The sequence below is a fragment of the Rhizobium sp. R634 genome, from assembly GCF_002211305.1.
Classification (GTDB): domain Bacteria; phylum Pseudomonadota; class Alphaproteobacteria; order Rhizobiales; family Rhizobiaceae; genus Rhizobium.
This window is the reverse complement of sequence record NZ_LOKW01000023.1, coordinates 520,349-539,499: the sequence shown is the minus strand read 5'-3', so window position 1 is coordinate 539,499 and position 19,151 is coordinate 520,349. Positions and strand designations below refer to the sequence as shown.

Annotated in this window: 16 protein-coding genes and 3 pseudogenes; 13 read left to right on the top strand and 6 right to left on the bottom strand. The window is 59.1% G+C overall.

Annotated features, from left to right (window positions below; genetic code table 11):
• From ATY77_RS20500 to ATY77_RS20480, 4 genes and pseudogenes are all read left to right on the top strand, one after another.
• Positions 1 to 308 (top strand): FAD-binding protein (locus ATY77_RS20500; RefSeq protein WP_210199545.1); only part of this gene is annotated, 308 nt, incomplete at its 5' end.
• Between the two features lie 156 nt (positions 309 to 464).
• Positions 465 to 684 (top strand): annotated as a pseudogene (locus ATY77_RS20495) (ATP-binding protein); the annotation flags it as partial.
• A 206-nt stretch (positions 685 to 890) separates the two neighbouring features.
• Positions 891 to 1,151 (top strand): DUF982 domain-containing protein, encoded by a 261-nt coding sequence (locus tag ATY77_RS20490; protein WP_088688616.1) that lies wholly within the window; start codon positions 891 to 893, stop codon positions 1,149 to 1,151.
• A gap of 507 nt (positions 1,152 to 1,658) precedes the next feature.
• Positions 1,659 to 2,567, top strand: coding sequence for an NAD(P)/FAD-dependent oxidoreductase (locus tag ATY77_RS20480; protein ID WP_348627672.1), 909 nt, complete (start codon positions 1,659 to 1,661; stop codon positions 2,565 to 2,567).
• 342 nt (positions 2,568 to 2,909) lie between these two features.
• Here the strand turns inward: ATY77_RS20480 and ATY77_RS20475 are convergent, their stop codons facing one another.
• Positions 2,910 to 4,178, bottom strand: coding sequence for a DUF892 family protein (locus ATY77_RS20475; RefSeq protein WP_088688580.1), 1,269 nt, complete (start codon positions 4,176 to 4,178; stop codon positions 2,910 to 2,912).
• 850 nt (positions 4,179 to 5,028) lie between these two features.
• Between ATY77_RS20475 and ATY77_RS20470 the strand changes: the two genes are divergently transcribed.
• From ATY77_RS20470 to ATY77_RS20465, 3 genes are read left to right on the top strand one after another with little or no spacing between them, the layout of a single operon-like run.
• The gene (locus ATY77_RS20470) at positions 5,029 to 6,372 is read left to right on the top strand and encodes an NAD(P)/FAD-dependent oxidoreductase (protein ID WP_088688579.1); all 1,344 of its coding nucleotides are present in this window, start codon (positions 5,029 to 5,031) and stop codon (positions 6,370 to 6,372) included.
• A 27-nt stretch (positions 6,373 to 6,399) separates the two neighbouring features.
• The gene (locus ATY77_RS32940) at positions 6,400 to 6,555 is read left to right on the top strand and encodes a hypothetical protein (RefSeq protein WP_190237664.1); all 156 of its coding nucleotides are present in this window, start codon (positions 6,400 to 6,402) and stop codon (positions 6,553 to 6,555) included.
• Positions 6,552 to 6,893 (top strand): hypothetical protein, encoded by a 342-nt coding sequence (locus ATY77_RS20465; protein WP_088688578.1) that lies wholly within the window; start codon positions 6,552 to 6,554, stop codon positions 6,891 to 6,893. Before ATY77_RS32940 ends, ATY77_RS20465 begins: the two co-directional genes overlap by 4 nt.
• 199 nt (positions 6,894 to 7,092) lie before the next feature.
• On the opposite strand, the gene ATY77_RS20460 is transcribed toward ATY77_RS20465, so the two are convergent.
• From ATY77_RS20460 to ATY77_RS33280, 3 genes and pseudogenes are all read right to left on the bottom strand, one after another.
• Positions 7,093 to 7,335 carry a hypothetical protein gene (locus tag ATY77_RS20460; protein ID WP_088688577.1) on the bottom strand — a complete coding sequence of 81 codons (243 nt, stop codon included), beginning with the start codon at positions 7,333 to 7,335 and terminating at the stop codon, positions 7,093 to 7,095.
• Between the two features lie 244 nt (positions 7,336 to 7,579).
• A complete protein-coding gene (locus ATY77_RS20455) occupies positions 7,580 to 7,774 on the bottom strand; it encodes a hypothetical protein (protein WP_088678318.1) in 195 nt (64 codons plus the stop codon).
• Between the two features lie 213 nt (positions 7,775 to 7,987).
• Positions 7,988 to 8,492, bottom strand: a pseudogene (locus ATY77_RS33280) (LysR substrate-binding domain-containing protein); the annotation flags it as partial.
• A gap of 1,245 nt (positions 8,493 to 9,737) precedes the next feature.
• On the opposite strand from ATY77_RS33280, the gene ATY77_RS20445 reads away from it, so the two are divergent.
• The 3 genes from ATY77_RS20445 to ATY77_RS20430 all read left to right on the top strand — a co-directional run bounded on the left by ATY77_RS20445 (position 9,738) and on the right by ATY77_RS20430 (position 13,038).
• Positions 9,738 to 10,466: a Crp/Fnr family transcriptional regulator gene (locus tag ATY77_RS20445; RefSeq protein ID WP_088688576.1), complete on the top strand. Its 729-nt coding sequence runs from the start codon at positions 9,738 to 9,740 to the stop codon at positions 10,464 to 10,466.
• 189 nt (positions 10,467 to 10,655) lie between these two features.
• Positions 10,656 to 10,907, top strand: coding sequence for a hypothetical protein (locus ATY77_RS20440; protein WP_141103954.1), 252 nt, complete (start codon positions 10,656 to 10,658; stop codon positions 10,905 to 10,907).
• 241 nt (positions 10,908 to 11,148) lie between these two features.
• Positions 11,149 to 13,038, top strand: coding sequence for an APC family permease (locus ATY77_RS20430; RefSeq protein WP_245314376.1), 1,890 nt, complete (start codon positions 11,149 to 11,151; stop codon positions 13,036 to 13,038).
• 352 nt (positions 13,039 to 13,390) lie between these two features.
• On the opposite strand, the gene ATY77_RS20425 is transcribed toward ATY77_RS20430, so the two are convergent.
• Entirely contained in the window at positions 13,391 to 13,981 is a 591-nt protein-coding gene (locus tag ATY77_RS20425) for an SOS response-associated peptidase (protein ID WP_088688574.1), read from the bottom strand.
• Between the two features lie 264 nt (positions 13,982 to 14,245).
• On the opposite strand from ATY77_RS20425, the pseudogene ATY77_RS33275 reads away from it, so the two are divergent.
• Positions 14,246 to 14,514: pseudogene (locus ATY77_RS33275) on the top strand (hypothetical protein); the annotation flags it as partial.
• A gap of 12 nt (positions 14,515 to 14,526) precedes the next feature.
• Here the strand turns inward: ATY77_RS33275 and dinB are convergent.
• Positions 14,527 to 15,615 (bottom strand): DNA polymerase IV, encoded by a 1,089-nt coding sequence (dinB, locus tag ATY77_RS20410; protein WP_088688614.1) that lies wholly within the window; start codon positions 15,613 to 15,615, stop codon positions 14,527 to 14,529.
• A 172-nt stretch (positions 15,616 to 15,787) separates the two neighbouring features.
• On the opposite strand from dinB, the gene ATY77_RS20405 reads away from it, so the two are divergent.
• Positions 15,788 to 16,096: a hypothetical protein gene (locus tag ATY77_RS20405; RefSeq protein WP_088688572.1), complete on the top strand. Its 309-nt coding sequence runs from the start codon at positions 15,788 to 15,790 to the stop codon at positions 16,094 to 16,096.
• A gap of 49 nt (positions 16,097 to 16,145) precedes the next feature.
• Positions 16,146 to 18,782, top strand: a complete 2,637-nt coding sequence (gene ligD, locus ATY77_RS20400) for a DNA ligase D (protein WP_088688571.1) — start codon at positions 16,146 to 16,148, stop codon at positions 18,780 to 18,782.
• The last annotated feature ends 369 nt before the right edge of the window (positions 18,783 to 19,151 follow it).

Genomic DNA, 19,151 nt, shown 5'->3' with positions numbered 1-19,151 from the left:
AGTTCAAGGAGGTCATCCTGCCGGTTGCCGACAAGCTCGGTGCCGCCGTCGGCGCCAGCCGTGCGGCCGTCGATGCCGGTTATGCCCCGAACGACTGGCAGGTCGGCCAGACCGGCAAGGTGGTGGCCCCCGATCTCTACATCGCCGCCGGCATCTCAGGCGCCATCCAGCATCTGGCGGGCATGAAGGATTCGAAAGTGATCGTCGCCATCAACAAGGACGAGGAGGCACCGATCTTCCAGGTCGCCGACTACGGCCTCGTCGCCGATCTCTTCGACGCACTGCCGGAACTGCAAAAGGCGCTTTAACGGGGAGGCCGAACGTGGCGCGCATGGCGGGACGTCCAAGCAGGCCTGGTGCCGATCTTCTCCTTAACCAGATAGACAATCTAACCCAAGTGTGTCGGCGGTTCATATCCCTTCAAGCCGAACCATTTGGCCTTCGCCAAACTCTCATCGTTGGGCCACCTGTCCATTGCACTTGCCCGCGCCCTGATCCGCAACGGTGCGCGGGGACGGTTCTTCAACGTCGTCGATCTGGTCAATCGGTTGGAAACGGAAACGCGCAGCGGCAAAAGGGCGGACGGCCGACTACCCCAACGGTCTCGACTTCATCATCCTCAACGAACTCGGCTATCTGCCATTTGCCCAGGCCGGCGGTCAGCTCCTGTTCCATCTGATCAGCCTACCTTGCGGCCAAGCAGATTGATGGCGAACTTGACGCGTGCGGGAAAGTTGGCTGGCTTATTGGACGGTCGTTTAACATCATTAACGATCACGATCTCTTCCTATCTTCTCTTCGAAGCTGTTCGATAGCGGACCAACCAGTATGGCTTGGGAACTCGGACACCTGAAGGCGGTTGGGCGGGAAACCTTGCAATGAGGTCTGCAATGGAAAAGGTAATCGATATCGGCTTCCATGTGAATTGGAAGCCACCGGTATACGTCCGGATCGGCGACGGCATGCGTGAGCGCATTGAGGGTCCGGACGCGGCGCTTGCGGCGCTTCTCCATCGCTGGCCGTTGACCCATTCTCGTGAGTTCGGCGTCGCCAAGCGCAGATGCGTCGACGCCATCGCACGCCGTGGAAGTGTCGAGGGAGCTCGCAGGGCGTTCATTGAGGCGGCGCTCGCCGCGAGGGTCTTCGCATGACAGTGCTTTCGATCGACGCACCGCACTGGGCGATACATTTGGGAACGTTGACGCTTTCATGCTGGATTGCTGCCGGCCTGGCGGCTGTTCTCGGGACCGCTGAGGAGATCAGGCACGGCCAAGCAGGGAGATTTACCGGCTATATGACAACGGGCCTCGCTGGGGCCGGCGTTGGCTCCGCACTAGCGATGATCACTATCTTGGCATCCGCGTGACGGGCAACGGATGCCCGGAGCCCTAAGCTTCCTCGGAACGGTCTTCCTCGTCGATGCGGGCGATGCCAGTTGTTCCAACATCGCCGAAGCGGCTGCGGACCAAACCCTAGTTCCGGAGCGCTTCGTCTCTAAAGAAGACGGCTGGATCGGGCATCGGCGCAGCTTTTCTATGAGACCGTTCGAGGAACCAACTTAAACGCCCGCAAGGAGCTGTCGGACGTGCCCAGGGAAATCAGAGAATGCTCCTCTCATTGGCCCCTTACGATATCTTGAGTGGTGACGGTCTGGAGACATGATGCGCGACTGCATTATCATCGGAGGTGGACCTGCTGGCTTGACTGCGGCCATTTATCTTGCGCGCTACCACCTCTCAACAACCGTATTCGACGACTATAGCAGTCGTGCCGCCACCATTCCGGTCTCCCATAACCTCGCAGGGTTCCCGAAGGGCATTAGCGGAAGGGAGCTTCTCGCCAGAATGCGCACACAGCTTCAAGGGTACAAAGTTCAGATCCGCATTGAGAGCGCCAGACAGCTTCAGAAGGAGCATGACGGCTATCGTGTCGTCTCCGCCAGCGGCAGCATGCGGGCGCGAACGGTCCTTTTGGCCACCGGTGTGACAAACCGCAAGCCACCGATGTTGGCCGAACGTCATGACGAGGCTGTTGCACGCGGCCTTATCCGCTACTGCCCTGTCTGTGACGGGTTCGAGGTCACCGACAAGCGTGTGGCTGTTATCGGCTGCGGATCGAGAGCGTTTGCGGAGGCACTGTTCCTGCGGAGTTATACGACACACGTGACCATCATCACACCGCAGGAGGAACACGAGCTCTCGGAGATTGAGGTCGATCGGCTGCGGGACTTGCAGATCGGCCTCCAAAAAGGTCCGATAAGATCCATCGACCCCGAGCGCGATGCAATCACAGTCGCGACAGCTTCCGGTATCGGGGAGTTTTCCTCTATATACCCTGCGCTTGGATCGGACGTTCGGTCGAAACTGGCAGCGATGGCCGGTGCAGAATTGTCTGAGAACGGCTGCATCGTCGTCGACAGTCACCAAAGGTCAACCCTACCTGGCCTATACGCAGCTGGAGATGTGGTCATTGGCTTGGATCAGATCGGGACCGCGATGGGGCAGGCGGGTATAGCGGCCACTGCGATCCGAAATGATTTAAACGAGGCTAGACCTCTAGCGCGCTAAGGAATGCCGTAGCTGCGCCCCACCCCGCATTTCCGGAAAAACTTGTGGACGGATCGGATGAGCCTGAGCCTTGCTTTACGTCGGCGCCCAGGATCTCGAAAATCAAAGTTGAGCCGCTGCCCGCTCCAAAGGGAGGCGTGCGATAGAGCGTTAGCCCAATTCCGTCCTAAAGCGGCACCCGCGGTCGGTGCCTTTGACGCCTCCGCGGGTACTACGATTATCAGCCACGTCAACGGACGCCGGGAGGCACTCTTGCCGCCGACGCAAGCGGTTGCGCCAGCTGATCCAACAGATGGCTCGATTCCGCGTCATTTGCCGAAAACATCGCTGAGCCTCCCTCTGTCAGACGACGCTCCGTGGCATTCTTGCAGCGGACATCAACGGCTGGGCAACCTGATCCAGCAACTGGCCCGCATTCTGTTCTTCACCCAGCGACAGTGTCAGCAATTGAGCGACCGCCGGCTGCGCAAGCTGGAGCGCTAGGTTGCGAGCCGTTGTGTAGGCGGCAATTTCGTAATGTTCGACCCGCAACGCCGCTCCGATCAAAGCCAGATCAGCGGGAGCATCGTCCTTCTTGTTGCCTTCCGCCATCACTTCCTCGCCTTCCTCTACCAGGCCGGCCATGCCCTTGCACGGTTTGGCGCGAGCGGTCGTGCCGAGAATGCGCAGACATTCGTTCAAGCGATCGACCTGGCCTTCCGTTTCGGCAAGATGGTTGCGCAACAAAGTCTGGAGCTGCTGGGTACGCGCGGCTTTCTGCATTTTTGGAAGCGCCTTCAATAGCTGCTTTTCCGCATGCAGCAGGTCGCGGAGCTCATCAACGAGGATTTCCTGGATTGCTTCCGATCCTTCCGGGGGCGCGCTTAGAGCGCGGATTGCCGTGCCTGCATTCTCCGTTCCCTTAAGATCCTGGAACGCCGGCGCCTCCACGAATTCCCAAGGCTCGCCTTCATTCCAGGGACCGCGGGTGTCAACTTCACCGAGATCCCCTTCACCCGTCGAATCGTTGAAGAATTGATCGACGAGCCCTGCGGTCGGCGCAATCCTGCCGACGCTCAGCGGCGGCTTGCCCATGCTTTCGAGGGCCAGGGAGAAAGCGCGCATGTGGGTGATCTCCCTGGTCATGAGGAACTGCAGGGCATCCTTGGTGCCCGGATCGCGGCAGAAATCGATCAAGCGTTCGTAGACGATTTTGGCGCGTGCTTCCGCGGCGATGTTGCTTCGCAGATCGACATCCAACTCACCTGTAATTTTGAGATAATCGGCGGTCCAAGGGTTTCCCATCGAATTGAAAAGGTTCACACCACCGCCGCCAGCAATCGCGATCAGTGGGTCGGCTTCCGCCTCCTCTCTGACCGACTTCAACGGCTTGAGATGCATCCTCGCCAGAGTCCCAACGATCTCGAGATGACTGAGTTCTTCCGTGCCGATGTCCATCAGCAGGTCCTTGCGTCCGGGATCCTCGCAATTCAGGCCTTGAATGGAGTATTGCATTGCAGCCGCAAGTTCACCGTTTGCGCCACCGAACTGCTCAAGCAGCATATTGCCAAATTTCGGATCGGGCTCATCAACCCGAACGGTATACATGAGCTTCTTGACGTGGTGATACATCGCATGTCCTCCGGGTTGAGTAACATCTAACCGGCTCGTCCAAGGAATGTTCCGCGCCTGTGGCTTTAGGACTGGCGCTCGGCGGCGCAACTCCGAAGCGCCTTTCATTCGGGATCGGAAGTGTCTGATGCGAACGTGGCTGCTGCAGGTCGCGTCTGAACACCTCATTCGTCGTCCGCTCTTGGAATGAGCGATAAGGCGAGCACTTTGGGCAACCGTGTTCTGCCGATCCGGCCCGGGCCAGATGGAGTAGGTCATCGCCATTGGAATGTTGGGATGAGCAGCCGAGAATTCCTTAGGGACAACGGGCCGCGCATGAAGGAAATCACTATGGGCCAGGTTTTACACGGGAGAGCCTTGCTCGCTCTTGACGGCGTTGAGGGGTTTCATACCGTTTCTCCAGGGTTGAATGCGGTCTGGGGTCGATTTGGTTCACGACAATCGCAAGGCGCCCCGGTGGTTCCGGCACTGAAGGGGACCGCACTCTCTCGCCGCGTCCTAACTGTCGCGATCTGCCGACCCGTCGCTGCAAGAGGTAATCCGGCCCGTGGTCTGCTACGTGAGCTTCAGGCTCCCCTTCGGCTGGCGACATAGGCATTCCATCTCAACCGAAGTGTGAGTGAGTGAATGCGTGAGGGGAGGGGCTCGCAGCATCAGTCCGAGCCCACCACCGTTGCGGATGCGCTGGAACCTTCCAAGTCCCCGGTTGTTAGCGGCAACTATCGTGCAGACGTGTGAGTGAGCAGTGTCGATGCTGACCAGATCCGAAGCCGCCTGAGCGCGCTTTGAAAGTCGGCGCTTAGGCTGTGTAGCGTTAGGCGTTGGCGAAACATGGTCTTGGGAAGATTTCATGCCGCATGATCGAAAGACGACAGCAGAAGCAGAAGGTTCGGCGAGACGACGCCGCCGGGTTGTCGTCATAGGCGGCGGTTTCGCAGGCCTTGCCTGTGCCGGCAAGCTCGGGAATGCTGAGGTGGAATGCGTCGTCATTGACCGCCGCAACCACAATCTCTTCCAACCGCTTCTCTACCAGGTGGCCACCGCCGCCTTGTCGCCGGCAGACATAGCAGAGCCCATCAGAAAGACGCTTGCAGGCTACAAGAACATCGAAATGATCATGGCGGAAGTAGTCGGCATCGACACCGCAAAGCGGCGCGTCCTGCTCGCGGACGGGGCCGATGTACGCTACGACCAGCTCGTGATTGCGACAGGTTCCGAATACAATTACTTCGGACATGACGAGTGGCAGGCTCTGGCGCCGGGTCTCAAGACGATCCACGAGGCGCGGGAGATCAGGCATCGCCTTCTTCTGGCGTTTGAGAAAGCCGAACGAGCCGGCAGCCCCGCCGAGAAACAGGCCCTGTTGACGAGCATCATTATTGGCGGCGGCCCTACGGGCGTCGAAATGGCCGGCGCCATTTCGGAGCTCGGACGCTTCATGATCAGTAGGGACTTTCGCAACCTTCAGCCCGACCATCTCCGCGTTCTGCTGGTGGAAGCAGGGCCTCGCATTCTAGCGGCCTTTCCTGAGCATCTCTCTGCCTATGCGGCGAGGTACCTTGAAAAGGTCGGCGTGGAAGTGCGCACGGGAAGCCGGGTCGTCGACATTACAAAGGATGGCGCGAACATCGGCGGCGCCTTCATCTCGGCCGGATCGATCGTCTGGGGAGCCGGCGTGAAAGCGTCGCCAGCACATCGCTGGCTCGGCCTCTCGGGTACTGCCGGGAACCGCATTCCAGTCGATGATCATCTTCGCGTTCAAGGCTTCGAGGATGTCTATGCGCTCGGAGACACAGCCGCTTTGATCGGGACGGACGGAAAGCCCCTCCCGGCGCTTGCGCAGGTTGCCAAACAGCAAGGCATCTACCTTGGACGACAACTTCGCAAGGAACCTGTGATTAGGGGGCCGGGCTTCGTCTTCCGCAACAGAGGCAATACAGCCGTCATCGGGCGCAACGCCGCCGTTTTCGACTTCGGCCGGTGGACCCTGAAAGGAAGGCTGGCATGGCTGCTGTGGGCAATCGTACACGTCTATCTGCTTATCAACTTCGAAAAGCGGCTTCTCGTCAGCATCCAATGGATCTGGCGCTACCTCACTCGCCAACGCGGCGCGCGGATCATCGACGAGAGCGCCGGCCAGACCGCTGCCCGTGCTCCGGAAGTCAGCCCCGCAATGCAAGCGGGGAAGATTTGAAGCCGTACGGGAGCAGGAGGAGGATCAGTGGATCAGCAATCACCGCGCCGACTTGCTTGGCTCTACGCAGCCATTGTCATCATCATCGGGTTCATCATCACCATCGGCTCGATTTCCTTGTGGCAGTTGGGCGGCCGTGACGTGAACCCTGCATCCGCGATCGAACGAGGAGAGTTCGAATGACAAAGAAAAGGGATAAAGCTGCCGCGCAGATTAGGGGCGGGATCCAGTCGGGAGAGACCGGGGACATCAGGCCCGGCTTTGACCCGGCGGCTGCGCCGCTCGAAACGGATGCAGAGGCCGCCGGCCAGCCGATAACTCCCGATCAGGTCGAGATGGCACTGCATGCGCAGAACATCGGAGCCGCCGATCGTCAGCGGAATTACGACGTCGCGATGCGTGAGCCAGGAAGCGGGGCGACGGTTCCACAGACCACTCGCTCGCCTGCGTTGCGCATCTTCATTGGCACTATGGTCGTTGTTGCGATCGCGGTGGCGGTCGCGAGCTGGATTTATAGCTGACTAAATAGGTGAATGGATTTTTGTTGCATGACCAAGAAGTATTTCTTCTAACGCCCGGCAGACCGGTGGTCTCGTGACGTCCGTCCTGCCTTGCGAAGGAATCACCTTTTACCTCCGAGCTATTCAGCCTATCGCTTCGCCACCTGAGTTAGCCGGCAGGTGATTTATTTCGGCAGCAGGTTCTCGATTGTTGTCATGATTATGGTTCCCGCATCAGCTTCGCTATATTGTCGCGGTCGAACGGTATGTCGCGACCGTGAGCGCTGATATGGAGAACTATCGCAACCGGAACAGGGTCAAATGCCTTCAGATAGTCGATTGCATCGCGCATCGTCGGGAATGTCTTTTCCTCGGTGGAGTAAGCATCTCGAACGCAAGTGATCGTGGTTGCCCTCTCGCCGTATATCGCGAACGTTTCTTTGGCGCTGAAGTTCTCGCTCATGTAACCTGCTCCATGCGGCAGCAAAGCCACTGGCTCCGGTGCTAGGGCAATTTGCTGAAGTACCGCTGTCGATTAGGGCAGTCAGCTCACACTTGCCCGGGAGTGAAGAAGGCCAAGTACGCCACCGCTATGATTATTGCGACAACGAAAACAGTCAGCACGTATCTGATCATGTCTCTCGCGGCTTTTTGCTCTGTACTGCGCATACCAACTACAACATCGGTTAAGTATAGAAGTTCCTGGTCTAGGCAGTCAGTTTCTTAACGACCTCATCGACCGTCTCCCTGACGGGATAGTAACTTGGTGCGCCATCCTTCTGCGGTGCAGCAACATGGATGTGGGTGCTGTTGGCGAATTCTCGCACAGCAACAACCTGTTCCGGATTGATGTATACCATGGCGGGGTTATGGCCCGCGTATTGGAATGGCACCAGTTTCATCTTGGTCTCCTCTCGAGCGCATCTCGGGCCGAACCAGATGCGGCGCCGTTAGTTGCAGGGCTGTCGAGGAATTCCTGGTGCGGTCGGTGGCCGCAAACGCGCCAAGCAATTGCGCCTTTGCTGCCTGGCAAGGCGGGCGATCGAGGCAGGAAGCAGACAACCGGTTTGTTTGTGAACGGCTGTCTGTGCAACTTATCTCGTTCGATGCGGCTGCTACTGGCAATAGTGCGAAACGAAGAAAATGATCGGCACCAGGCGCGCTCCTAAGTCTGCTCGTGAAGCCATTCGCGGCCGCTGTCTGGGCGCGAGACGCGGATCGTCCGCGCGCATGAGCGCAAAGTGCCAGGCGGGCCCGCTCAGCACGTGTGAGAACGGCGCGATCAGCAGTCCCTTTTCCAGGAGCGGTCGAAACAACACTGGCGATAGCAACGCAACGCCGACGCTGGCCAGTGCCGCATTGGCCTTCAGTGTATGCGTAGGGTAATCGACCCTGCAAATCGCAGAGCCCGCGATAGCTCGCACCGGGCGCCCCTGAACCACGCATAGCAATCCGGATGCGGCAAGAGCTCGAAATCTGCAAGTGCATCCGGCATGATGATGGTCCGGGTTGTCAAGAGAGAAGGCGCCAGCATTGGCGTCACCTCAACGGGAGTAAGCGGATATTCGGCAGTCCTTGCCATCCGCCGCGACCGGTCCTTATGGCAACGTCGAACGCTCCACACCGTCGGGAAACCGTTTATTTCCCGGTTGACAGCTCCTCGTCTCCTCAACATCAAGAGGACCGTTTTCAGCCGCTTCAGTGACTCGCCGCTCCTTCGAAACAAGCCGTCTTGTTGACGCTAACAACTCTTTCGTTCGTTCAATCAGAGCTCGGGAAGAATTCAACTGCGCCTCAATTATAGGGTCGCCCATGAGTGCACACCGCTGATTTGCAGGCGGGAGCACTTGGTAACCCTCAGCCGTCAGCGCCTACATATTCGGTTGCCAACGATAGCAGGGATGTAGGGTCTGATCATGAAAGGTCAACTTCACCGGTCTCACAGGTAAGCAAGATCCAGCTATCGCGACTGGTGCGGCGCTCCCGCCTTGAAGCGATCGGACATCATGGCGCCAACATTGTCAGCGGTTACGTTTGACGATGAAGGCAATAAAGAAGTGATCGCGCGATTGATTATATGCTGGCGCTGATCGCCAAGGGCAGATTGAAAGAGCTTCTCGCTGAAAGGGCTTGAACTTGTTGGCGCGGTTGGCAAAACACCTGCGTCAGCATCTCTCGAACGAATGGAAGAGACTGGGAAGACTCTGCTACGGGAGAGGTTCCCGACTGGTGTGATCGACGCGGGGGTCGCCCAGTTCACAGGAGACACATGCTTGGGGTAAATGATCGCCATAAAGGTGAGACATCGCCCCAGCCTGCCCCCGAAGTGACCATTTTCGTCCGGCATCGTACGGGAACCGTAAACTGACGATCAGGTTAGCTCACTGGATCGCGGGAGAAAGCAAGTATCTTGTTGTTCGCAAAGGCTTCCTCCTAGCGATCCACCACCCCGGATGTTGGGTCGGGCGGAGGTAGTTCCTGGTCTGCTCCCAAAGCGACGCTCCGTCGCGCTGAAGCATCGCCTCCGCGCCCTACGGCTATCATCGGGGAGTGACGGCGTATGATCCTGGCTACGATATTCCAAACCAGTATGCTGAATGATGCCGAAGTTGCCCTTGTCAAAGGGTCTTTGACCACGTCAGCTCGGTGCGGCAGATCGGACCGCGGCCGGACCGGGAAGAACTGGCAGTGCGAGCGGAGGACGACGATCACTAAGCTCTAGATCTGTTTCGGCCTTCACCCTTTAAAGCTCGTGGGGGTTTGTTCGGTTCCGCACCAAACATAACCGCTGGTAATGCAGATCAAGCCATCGATTGGTATCATAAGAGGTTGTTTTCCATTGCAACGGAAAGGCTCGTCCCGTCGATGTTTCGCAATGAACTGTTGAACTCATTCTCTGAAGAACTGCAATGGTTGGAGGCCGATCTTCAGCCGGTTAAGCTCGACGTTGGAGATATCCTTGTTGAGCCTGACGCTCCCATTCAGCATGTCCACTTCATCGAGAGCGGGGTCGTTGCCGCGGTTACGACAACACCGGATGGCCGAAGCCTCGAAGTATTCAGCGTGGGCCGGGAAGGCATGACCGGTGTCTCTGTTCTCCTCGGGGCCGATAGAACGTCATGGCGGAGCTTCGTTCAAGGAGCCGGTTCCGCCTTCCGCATTCCTACATGGGCTATTCGGGAGGCGGCCGAGCGTAGCCCTTCACTCCGCGAAACGCTTCTCCGATACGCTCATTCCGTCATGGTGCAAATGGCGGAGACGGCCCTGGCTCTGGGCCACTACTCTTTGAACCAGCGCTTGGCCCGCCTCATCCTGATGAGCCACGACCGTGCCGGAAGCGAGGAACTTCTTATGACGCACGAGTTTCTGGCTATGATGCTAGGAGTTCGGCGGGCCGGCGTTTCCGAAGCCTTGGCGTTGCTCGAAGGCGAAGGCATGATCAGGTCCGCGCGCGGCAAAGTCATCGTCCGTGATCGTACCAAACTGATCAGCATGGCAGGCGGGAGTTACAATCGCCTCGCGGCGGCTCGTCCGGCCATCATGAGAGTGCCAACAGAAAACGCGTTTTCGGCGGGAACAAACCGGCAGCACTAATCGTATTTCGTCAGCCGCGCGGAGCTTGGATGGCAGCCAACTCTTCATGATGCCTCCGCGCGGTCTATCGCAAGTCCCCAACTTGAGCCCCGCCCGCGCGGGGCTCTTTTTTAATTCTACGCTGGTACGCTCGCTGACAGAGCCTTGCGACGGGTTTTGCGAATGCTAATCCTTCGAAAAGAGGTGACCGTGGCGACGTATTATTTTCACATCCGGCACGCGGATCATGTCGTCGTCGACTTCGAGGGTTCGGCCTTCCCTGATCTGACCGCGGCAAGACAAGAAGCTATCGAGACCCTCCGCGAACTGGTTCGGCATGCGCTTATGAAGAGAGGGCAAGAGATTCCGATGGGTATAGTTATCCACGATGAGCGCGGGGCATGGGCGGAAGAAATTGATATCGCCACCGCGATACCTGAGATAGTCCCTCGGCTGCGCTGATCGATGGTCAATGCTATCCATCAGCCCCTTGGTATGACTGATGCGAAGGGAATTGCAGCCAGTAGGCTGCCATTTTTCGACGTGATCTCAAAACAGTCACCGTCCGCTGACTGGCCGGCTAACATGGCTTCGCTGTCGTTCTCATCCAACCAACGTTGGTCGCTCAAGTTCCTCCGCTGGAGGGCGGAACTAACATCCTCGCTGGCAGGTTCGGTGCGTTCAACGTCGGAGAACCAGCAGCTTGAACCTCAGCACACTCCTGTTTGGCCGCAAACTCGCTAACCGCGAGCACGAAGACAAGAAACTTGGCTGGATGGAGGCTGTACCCGCCATGGGGCTGGACGGGCTTGGATCATCCTCCTACGGGCCGGAAGCTGCTCTAACGATCCTGATGCCGCTCGGGGCGCTAGGTCTCACCTATCTCGGACCGGTTATGGGCTGCATCATCGCTCTCCTCGCGATCTTGTATTTTTCATATCGTCAGACCCTCGCCGCCTATCCGACAAGCGGCGGAGCCTATGCGGTCGCCAAGGAGAATCTAGGGGAATACCCCAGCCTGCTGGCGGCCTCAGCCTTGATGATCGACTACGTATTGAATGTCGCGGTCGGCGTCTCTGCCGGCGTCGGTGCACTCGTATCCGCCGTCCCAAGCCTCCATCCGTATATCCTGCCCCTCTGCCTGCTCATCGTGGCGTTTGTCACCCTGGCCAATCTCAGAGGGACTGGCGAGGCTGGCTGGCTGTTTGCGCTTCCAACCTATCTCTTTATGGTCTGCTTCCTAGGTGTGATCGCTTACGGCCTCTTCAGGATTGTGACTGAAAGCGATCCTGCCCCTGTTGTCGCGCCACCTGCGCTTGCGGCAACCACAGGGGCGGCAGGCCTTTGGCTGCTGATGCATGCCTTCGCCAGCGGCTGCACCGCGATGACGGGAGTTGAAGCCGTCTCTAACGGTGTGGGTTCATTCAAGGCGCCCGTCATCAGGAACGCCTACATTACGCTCACGATCATTGTCGTGGTTCTGGCGCTCCTGCTTGGCGGTATCGCGACGATAGCGGCTACCTTCGAAATCGGCGCGATGAGCCAAACTGGTAACGGGTACCAGAGTGTGCTTTCGCAGTTGATCGGTGCAGTGGCAGGTTTCAACGCCTTCTACTACGTCGCCATGTGCAGCCTGCTTTGCATCCTGTGCCTGTCGGCCAATACGAGCTTCGTCGGCTTTCCTCGTATCTGCCGCATGGTAGCCGCCGATGGATACTTGCCAAAGGCTTTTGCTCAGCCGGGTCGCCGCCTGGTCTTCACGGCAGGCATCCTTTTTCTCTCAGGCTTCGCCTCGCTTCTTTTGATCGCCTTCGGCGGCATCACAGAAAGGTTGATACCTCTCTTCGCCATTGGTGCCTTCTTGACCTTCACCGTCTCTCAAACAGGAATGGTCGTTCACTGGAGGCGTCAGAAAGTAAAAAAGCCAGCGAAGCTCGCGATGAACGCCGTCGGGGCGGTGGCAACCGGCACTGCCCTGGTTGTGATCATGTTGGCAAAGTTCTTAGACGGCGCTTGGATCACATTGATCGCCGTTCCTCTCACCATCATCCTGCTACGTGCGATCAAAAGCTATTACGAGGGGTTGGATCGGGAATTGCGTCAACCCGGTCCGATTGCTGTGGAAGATGTCGACCCGCCAACGGTGCTCGTTGTGACGGAAAGCTGGAACCGCCTGAGTGAAAGGGCCATCAAGTTTGCACTGACGTTGTCCCCTGATGTCGTCGCTGTCCACCTTGTGAAGCTCGGCGGCCCGGAGAATGAGGATGGAGAGAGAGTTTTGCGTCAGCAATGGCATGCCGATGTCGAAGAACCGGTCGCTGCGAAGGGTCTCCAGCCTCCGCGCCTGATGCTTATTCCGGCACCTTATCGAGAACTGCATGAACCCCTTCTTCGATTGATCGAGAAGCTTGATGCGGATGCGCCTGAGCGTCAGGTGGCGGTTCTCATTCCCGAGACGGTCAAGGAGCGATGGTGGCAAAAGATACTTCACATGAACCGTGCCGGTCATCTCAGAAAGCAGCTTTTGAAGTTCGGCGGTCCCAGGCTAACGGTCGTGACGGTGCCATGGCGCTTGTCGCGGCAAGAGGGATGAGGACATGTCACGTGACGCTGACCGCAATAAGCGACGGACACTTTTACCGATCTATATCGTGCTCGCAGTCAATCTTCTGATCGTCGGACTTTACATGCTCGGTGTGTTCGCCTGACATCGAAGATTGGGCGCCAGTTAAATCACCGGCTGCTGGGAAGAAGCCGTCAAGGCCGCGCTCGGCGGCGCGGCCACCACGTTGTTCGCCCCGATCATCGAGCAGCTTGTCAATGTACGCTCAAGGGCACCGAATACGAAGGAACAGCAGAAGAGGCAGCTCTCGCGAAGCTGATTTGCGCAAGAGTTCGGCAACTCGCGGCAGCTATTTTTGAACGTGGCGCGGGGCTATTCCGGTTCAGCCGACCTGCTGCACAGAAAGGGTGCCCACCGCGAGCGGCTTGATCAAGGACTTCGCGGAAACCGCCGGGTCAAGCCAATCTGCCCAGGAGCCGCGTTCGAGGATGACGATCTGCCGGTCGTGATACGGCGCAATGTCCGGCCCCGGCTCCATCGTCAGCATAGTGAAGGCTTGGCCGACCTCCGGCGTTTCGCGCCAGATGCCGGCGATGCAGAAGATCGGCTCGTCCTTCTTCGTGAACAGCCACTTGTCCTTGCGCTTCTTTTTCGGATCCTTCGGATCGGTGAACTCGTAAAAGCCATCGGCAACGATCAGGCAGCGATTGGAAGTGAACTCCCGACCTTCCGACCGGAAATTATAAACCGGCCGTTTGTTCGGTCCGGGCCAGCTCCAACGCCGCTGCACGAGCTCGGCTTCATCGCGGGCTCCGTCGATCGTCCTGACGATCGGGCCGATATCTGTGATCTTGATGTCCTCTCGCGCTTCGAGGTTCGGCGCGCCTTCACCGAAACGGATCTTGATCTTTAGATCGGCGAAGTCCTCGACAACCGAGGCGATATCCACCATCAACCGGTAATCATTGCACATTGCTCTTCCCTTCGAGGGTGGTCTCATAGACTCGCGACCAAGCCGCTGCAGGTGCAATATATGCTCGGTTTGTATGCGCTCCAGCAGGACGAGCAGTTCCTCGGCATCCCTTGTTGGAAGGCGGAGCGTGACGATTTTTTTGAGAAGCCCAGTTTGCCGCGCGACGATGGCGGCACCATCTCGAACGTGTCGCATGACCATTTGAAGTTCAGTCTCACCGGCGCGCATTCGGGGAGATTAGCAGTTTTCGGCTAACCGCACACGATTATCCATCAGCCGCTCAACGAGCGTCGCGTCATCGTTAGGCGCATGACCGCGATGTAGAGATAGTGGAACTGCCTTGGGGATTGCGCCCACGCGACGGCAGTCCGCGCGGTGAACCGCATCCGTTCGGAAGGCCGGCAGATGTGGTCCTGACACGCGACCAGCGCATGGGTTGGCTCAACGGACTTGTCCCCAAAGAGGAAATCCTGCAGCCATCGCCGGCCGGGACCTTCCGGGTTAAGCGCGATGCACGCGCGCCTGCCCAGCCCGACGCTGGCGATCTAAAGCGCCAATCTCAGCTGCGGCTCCGTTCCGGCGGCGCGCCTTTCGAGCGACGACAGCGAGACGCCGAGCAGGCGGATGCCTTTGCGCGGCGGAAAAATCGGCGCCAGCAGCAGGCCGACGATCTCCTCCAGGTCGGCGATCGCGGCCAGAGGACTGGGAACAGTCTTGCTACGGGTGATCTGATTGAAGTCGGCATATTTGACCTTGAGCGTCACCGTCTTGGCGCCGATTCCGTTGGCCTCGCAATAGCCCCACACCTTTCCAATCAACGGCTGCAGCCCTTCACGGGCCGGCTCAAAGGCATGGAGGTCCTGCGAAAACGTGTCTTCGGCGCCGACGGATTTGCGCACCCGGTTCGGCTTGACCTGGCGCTCGTCGGTACCGCGGGCAATGCCATAGAAGTAGGGTCCGGACTTCCCGAAATGCTCCACCAGGAAGTCGAGCGTCTTCCCTTTGAGATCGGCGCCGTTGTCGATTCCGAGCCGGTGCATCTTTTCCGCCGTGGCAGGGCCGACGCCGTGAAATTTCTTGACGGGAAGGGACTCGACGAAGGCTGGTCCGTTCCTCGGGGTGATAACGGCTTGGCCGTTCGGCTTGTTCAGATCGCTCGCCATCTTGGCTAGGAACTTGTTGTAGGAAATCCCGGCCGACGCATTGAGGCCGGTGACTTGCTTGATCCTCGCGCGGATCTCCGACGCGATCTCCGTGGCAATCGCGATGCCTCTGAGATTGTCGGTGACATCGAGATAGGCCTCGTCGAGCGACAGCGGCTCGATCATCGGCGTATATTCGGCAAAGATCTCGCGGATCTGCTGCGACACCGCCTTATAAACATCGAAGCGCGGCGGCACGAAGATCAGGTCTGGGCACTTTCGCTTCGCCGTCACCGACGGCATCGCCGAGTGGACGCCGAATTTGCGGGCCTCGTAGCTCGCTGCGGCCACGACGCCGCGGGCGGCCGATCCGCCCACCGCAACCGGCCTACCGCGCAGTTCCGGATTATCGCGCTGCTCGACCGACGCATAAAACGCGTCCATGTCGACGTGGATGATTTTTCGGACGGGGGTCGAACTCATGTCGTTCATGGCGGATTCAGCGATCGCGATGGCGTCGGCAGATGATGTGCGCGGAAACAAAAACAGAACATAGCAGGCTTTGGCGCGATATCAACATTTGAGGGGGCGTCCGGGCCTGCTGTCGAAACTACCAGCCGCCGGCCGCGTTCTCATTTGAGGAAAGCAACATCAGGAGATCTTAATGGCCGATGACAGCACCACGACGATCACAGCCACGTTCGAAACCCGAGAAGCAGCTGATCTCGCCGTCGAACATCTTGTTCAGCAGCACGGCATATCCAGACCAGACATTTTCATCCAGTCGGCGAGCAACCGGAATAGCGCCGGCGCGGCGCCCTCGGGCGGCGATGCCTCGCATGGCGGAGGCGCGCGTCAGGACGCACCGCTGGAAGGCGAGATCGTCGTTTCGGCGGATATCGCTTCCAGCCAAGTCGCCGCCGTCCAGCGCAGTCTCGGGGACGCCGGCGCGCTGAGGGTCTCACAGCGATAAGCGGTGAAGGACGCTTGCGCCGGTGCGCGTTGATAGGAGTTCGAGTTTCATGGCCGACAATCTCTCGAAATACCGGGCCAAGCGCGATTTCAAGAAAACCAGCGAACCCAGCGGTGAGACGCGCGTCAAACCGTCGAACCGGCGCCGATTCGTGATCCAGAAGCACGATGCCACACGGCTGCACTATGATCTCAGGCTCGAGCTCGACGGTGTGTTCAAATCCTGGGCGGTGACCAAGGGGCCATCGCTCGATCCGCATGACAAGCGGCTGGCTGTCGAGGTCGAGGATCATCCGCTCGACTACGGTGACTTTGAAGGCACGATCCCGAAAGGCCAGTATGGCGGCGGCACGGTGATGTTGTGGGACCGCGGCTATTGGGAGCCGGAGGGCAGCAAGTCTCCGGAAGAAGCCTTGAGGAAGGGCGATTTCAAGTTCACGCTCGAGGGCAAGCGGCTGCACGGCAGCTTCGTGCTGGTGCGAATGCGCAATGACCGCGATGGCGGCAAGCGGACGAACTGGCTGCTGATCAAACATCATGACGATCATTCGGTCGACGAAAACGGTGCGGCCGTCCTGGAGGAGAACGCGACCTCGGTCGCTTCCGGCCGCAGCATGGATGAAATCGCCGAAGGCAAGGGGCGCAAGCCGCGACCGTTCATGATGGCGAACGCGGACGTGGAGGCGGATGCCGTCTGGGACAGCAAGCATGGCCTGGCCGCCGCCGAACGCAAGAAGAGGTCCAGCAAGGATCTCGCGACATCCACCTTGGTCGACCTGCCGGATTTCATCGAGCCGCAGCTTTGCGACAGGCTCGATCGCCCGCCGGCCGGCGACGACTGGCTTCACGAAATCAAGTTCGACGGTTATCGCATCCAGATGCGGGTCGCCGATGGGACGGCGACGCTGAAGACACGCAAGGGTCTCGACTGGACTGGGAAGTATCCTGCGATCGCCGATGTGGCATCCGAACTGACCGATTGTATCATCGATGGCGAGATATGCGCGCTCGACCAGAATGGCGCTCCCGATTTTGCCGCACTTCAGGCGGCTCTTTCGGAAGGCAAGACCGGTGAGCTCGTCTATTTCGCGTTCGACCTGCTGTTCGACGGCGGCGAGGACCTGCGGTCGATGCGCCTGGTCGAGCGGAAGCAGCGGCTACAAAACCTTCTGACCGCTGCCGGCGACGATCCCCGCATCCGCTATGTCGAACATTTCGAATCCGGTGGCGACGCCGTGCTCCGCTCCGCCTGCAAGCTGCACCTCGAGGGCGTCATCTCCAAGCAGATGGATGCACCCTATCAGTCCGGGCGCACCGACAGCTGGGCGAAGTCGAAATGTCGGGCCGGGCACGAGGTGGTGATCGGAGGTTATGCCAAGACCAACGGCAGATTCCGATCCCTGCTGGCCGGGGTGCACCGCGGCGATCACTTTGTCTATGTCGGGCGTGTCGGAACCGGCTATGGCGTGAAAAAAGTCGAGATGCTGCTGCCGAAACTGAAGGCTCTCGAAACGGCGAGGTCGCCATTTACCGGTATCGGTGCTCCGAAGAAGGAAGCCGAAGTTGTCTGGGTGAAGCCCGAGCTTGTCGCCGAGATCGAATTTGAAGGTTGGACCGCGGACGGCCTCGTCCGCCAGGCTGCCTTCAAGGGGCTGCGCGAGGACAAGCCGGCCAAAGAGGTCGAGGCCGAAAAGCCGGCGCCGCCTGCCAAGACTGAAACCGCTGAACCTGCCGCAGGCGCCAAACATAGGCCTGTCCGCCGCAAAGGGGCGAAGGCCGAGGTCATGGGGGTGCTGATTTCCAATCCCGACAAGCCGCTTTGGCCGGACGCCGGCGACGGCGAGCCAGTCACAAAGGAGGACCTTGCGCGCTACCATGAAGCCGTCGGCGCCTGGTTGATCGATCACATCAAGGGCCGGCCCTGCTCGATCATCCGAGCGCCCGACGGCATTGGCGGCGAGCAGTTCTTTCAGCGCCATGCGATGCCCGGCACCTCTAACCTCCTCGAGCTTGTGAAGGTCTTCGGCGACAAGAAGCCTTACCTGCAGATCGATCGGATTGAGGGGCTGGCGGCGATCGCCCAGATCGGCGGTGTCGAGCTGCATCCGTGGAATTGTGAGCCGGGCAAACCGGAGGTGCCCGGCCGTTTGGTGTTCGACCTTGATCCTGGTCCGGACGTGCCGTTTGCGACCGTGGTGGCGGCCGCCCGCGAGATGCGCGACCGGCTCGACGAGCTCGGCCTTGTCAGCTTCTGCAAGACGACGGGCGGCAAGGGCCTGCATGTCGTCACCCCGCTTGCCGTGAACAAACGCAAGCCTCTCTCATGGGCGGAGGCCAAGGGTTTCGCGCATAATGTTTGCCAGCAGATGGCGCGTGACAATCCCGACCTCTATCTGATCAAGATGACCAAGAGCCTTCGCGGCGGCAGGATTTTCCTCGACTATCTCCGCAACGATCGGATGGCGACGGCCGTCGCACCGCTTTCACCGCGCGCCCGTGCCGGCGCTACCGTGTCGATGCCACTCACCTGGGCGCAGGTGAAGTCCGATCTCGACCCGAAGCGGTTTACGCTTCGAACTGTGCCGGCGCTGCTTGCCAAAAGCTCCGCCTGGCAGGACTATTGCGACGGCGAGCGGCCGCTTGAGCAAGCAATCAAGCGCTTCGGAAGATCGCGACGGGCAGCGTAGACTGATAGGATCACGTCGTGTCCGATAAATATAAAATCTCCGGACCGCGCGGAGCATTACTCGATGGCAGCGCACCAAAGCTCCGCACGAACCACTTCGGGATCAGATCAAACGCTGCGAGGGCATCTACGTGAAGCGCATAGCCATTCCTACGATCGTGAACCAACCCAGCTGCGTCTAGGTTACCGTTCAATCGTACGGAAAAGCCTCGTCCACCGGGACGGGGCAAGGTCGTATGTGAAAAACGATGTCCGCTTGTCGCATCCCTCGTCGGCCGCAAGTCCCCCCGCGAATACGACCCTCTCCAGCACCGCGAGGCGTTAGCTTAGCGGGTGCGGAACTCTGTCGAGGTCGAAAACGTTGACTGTC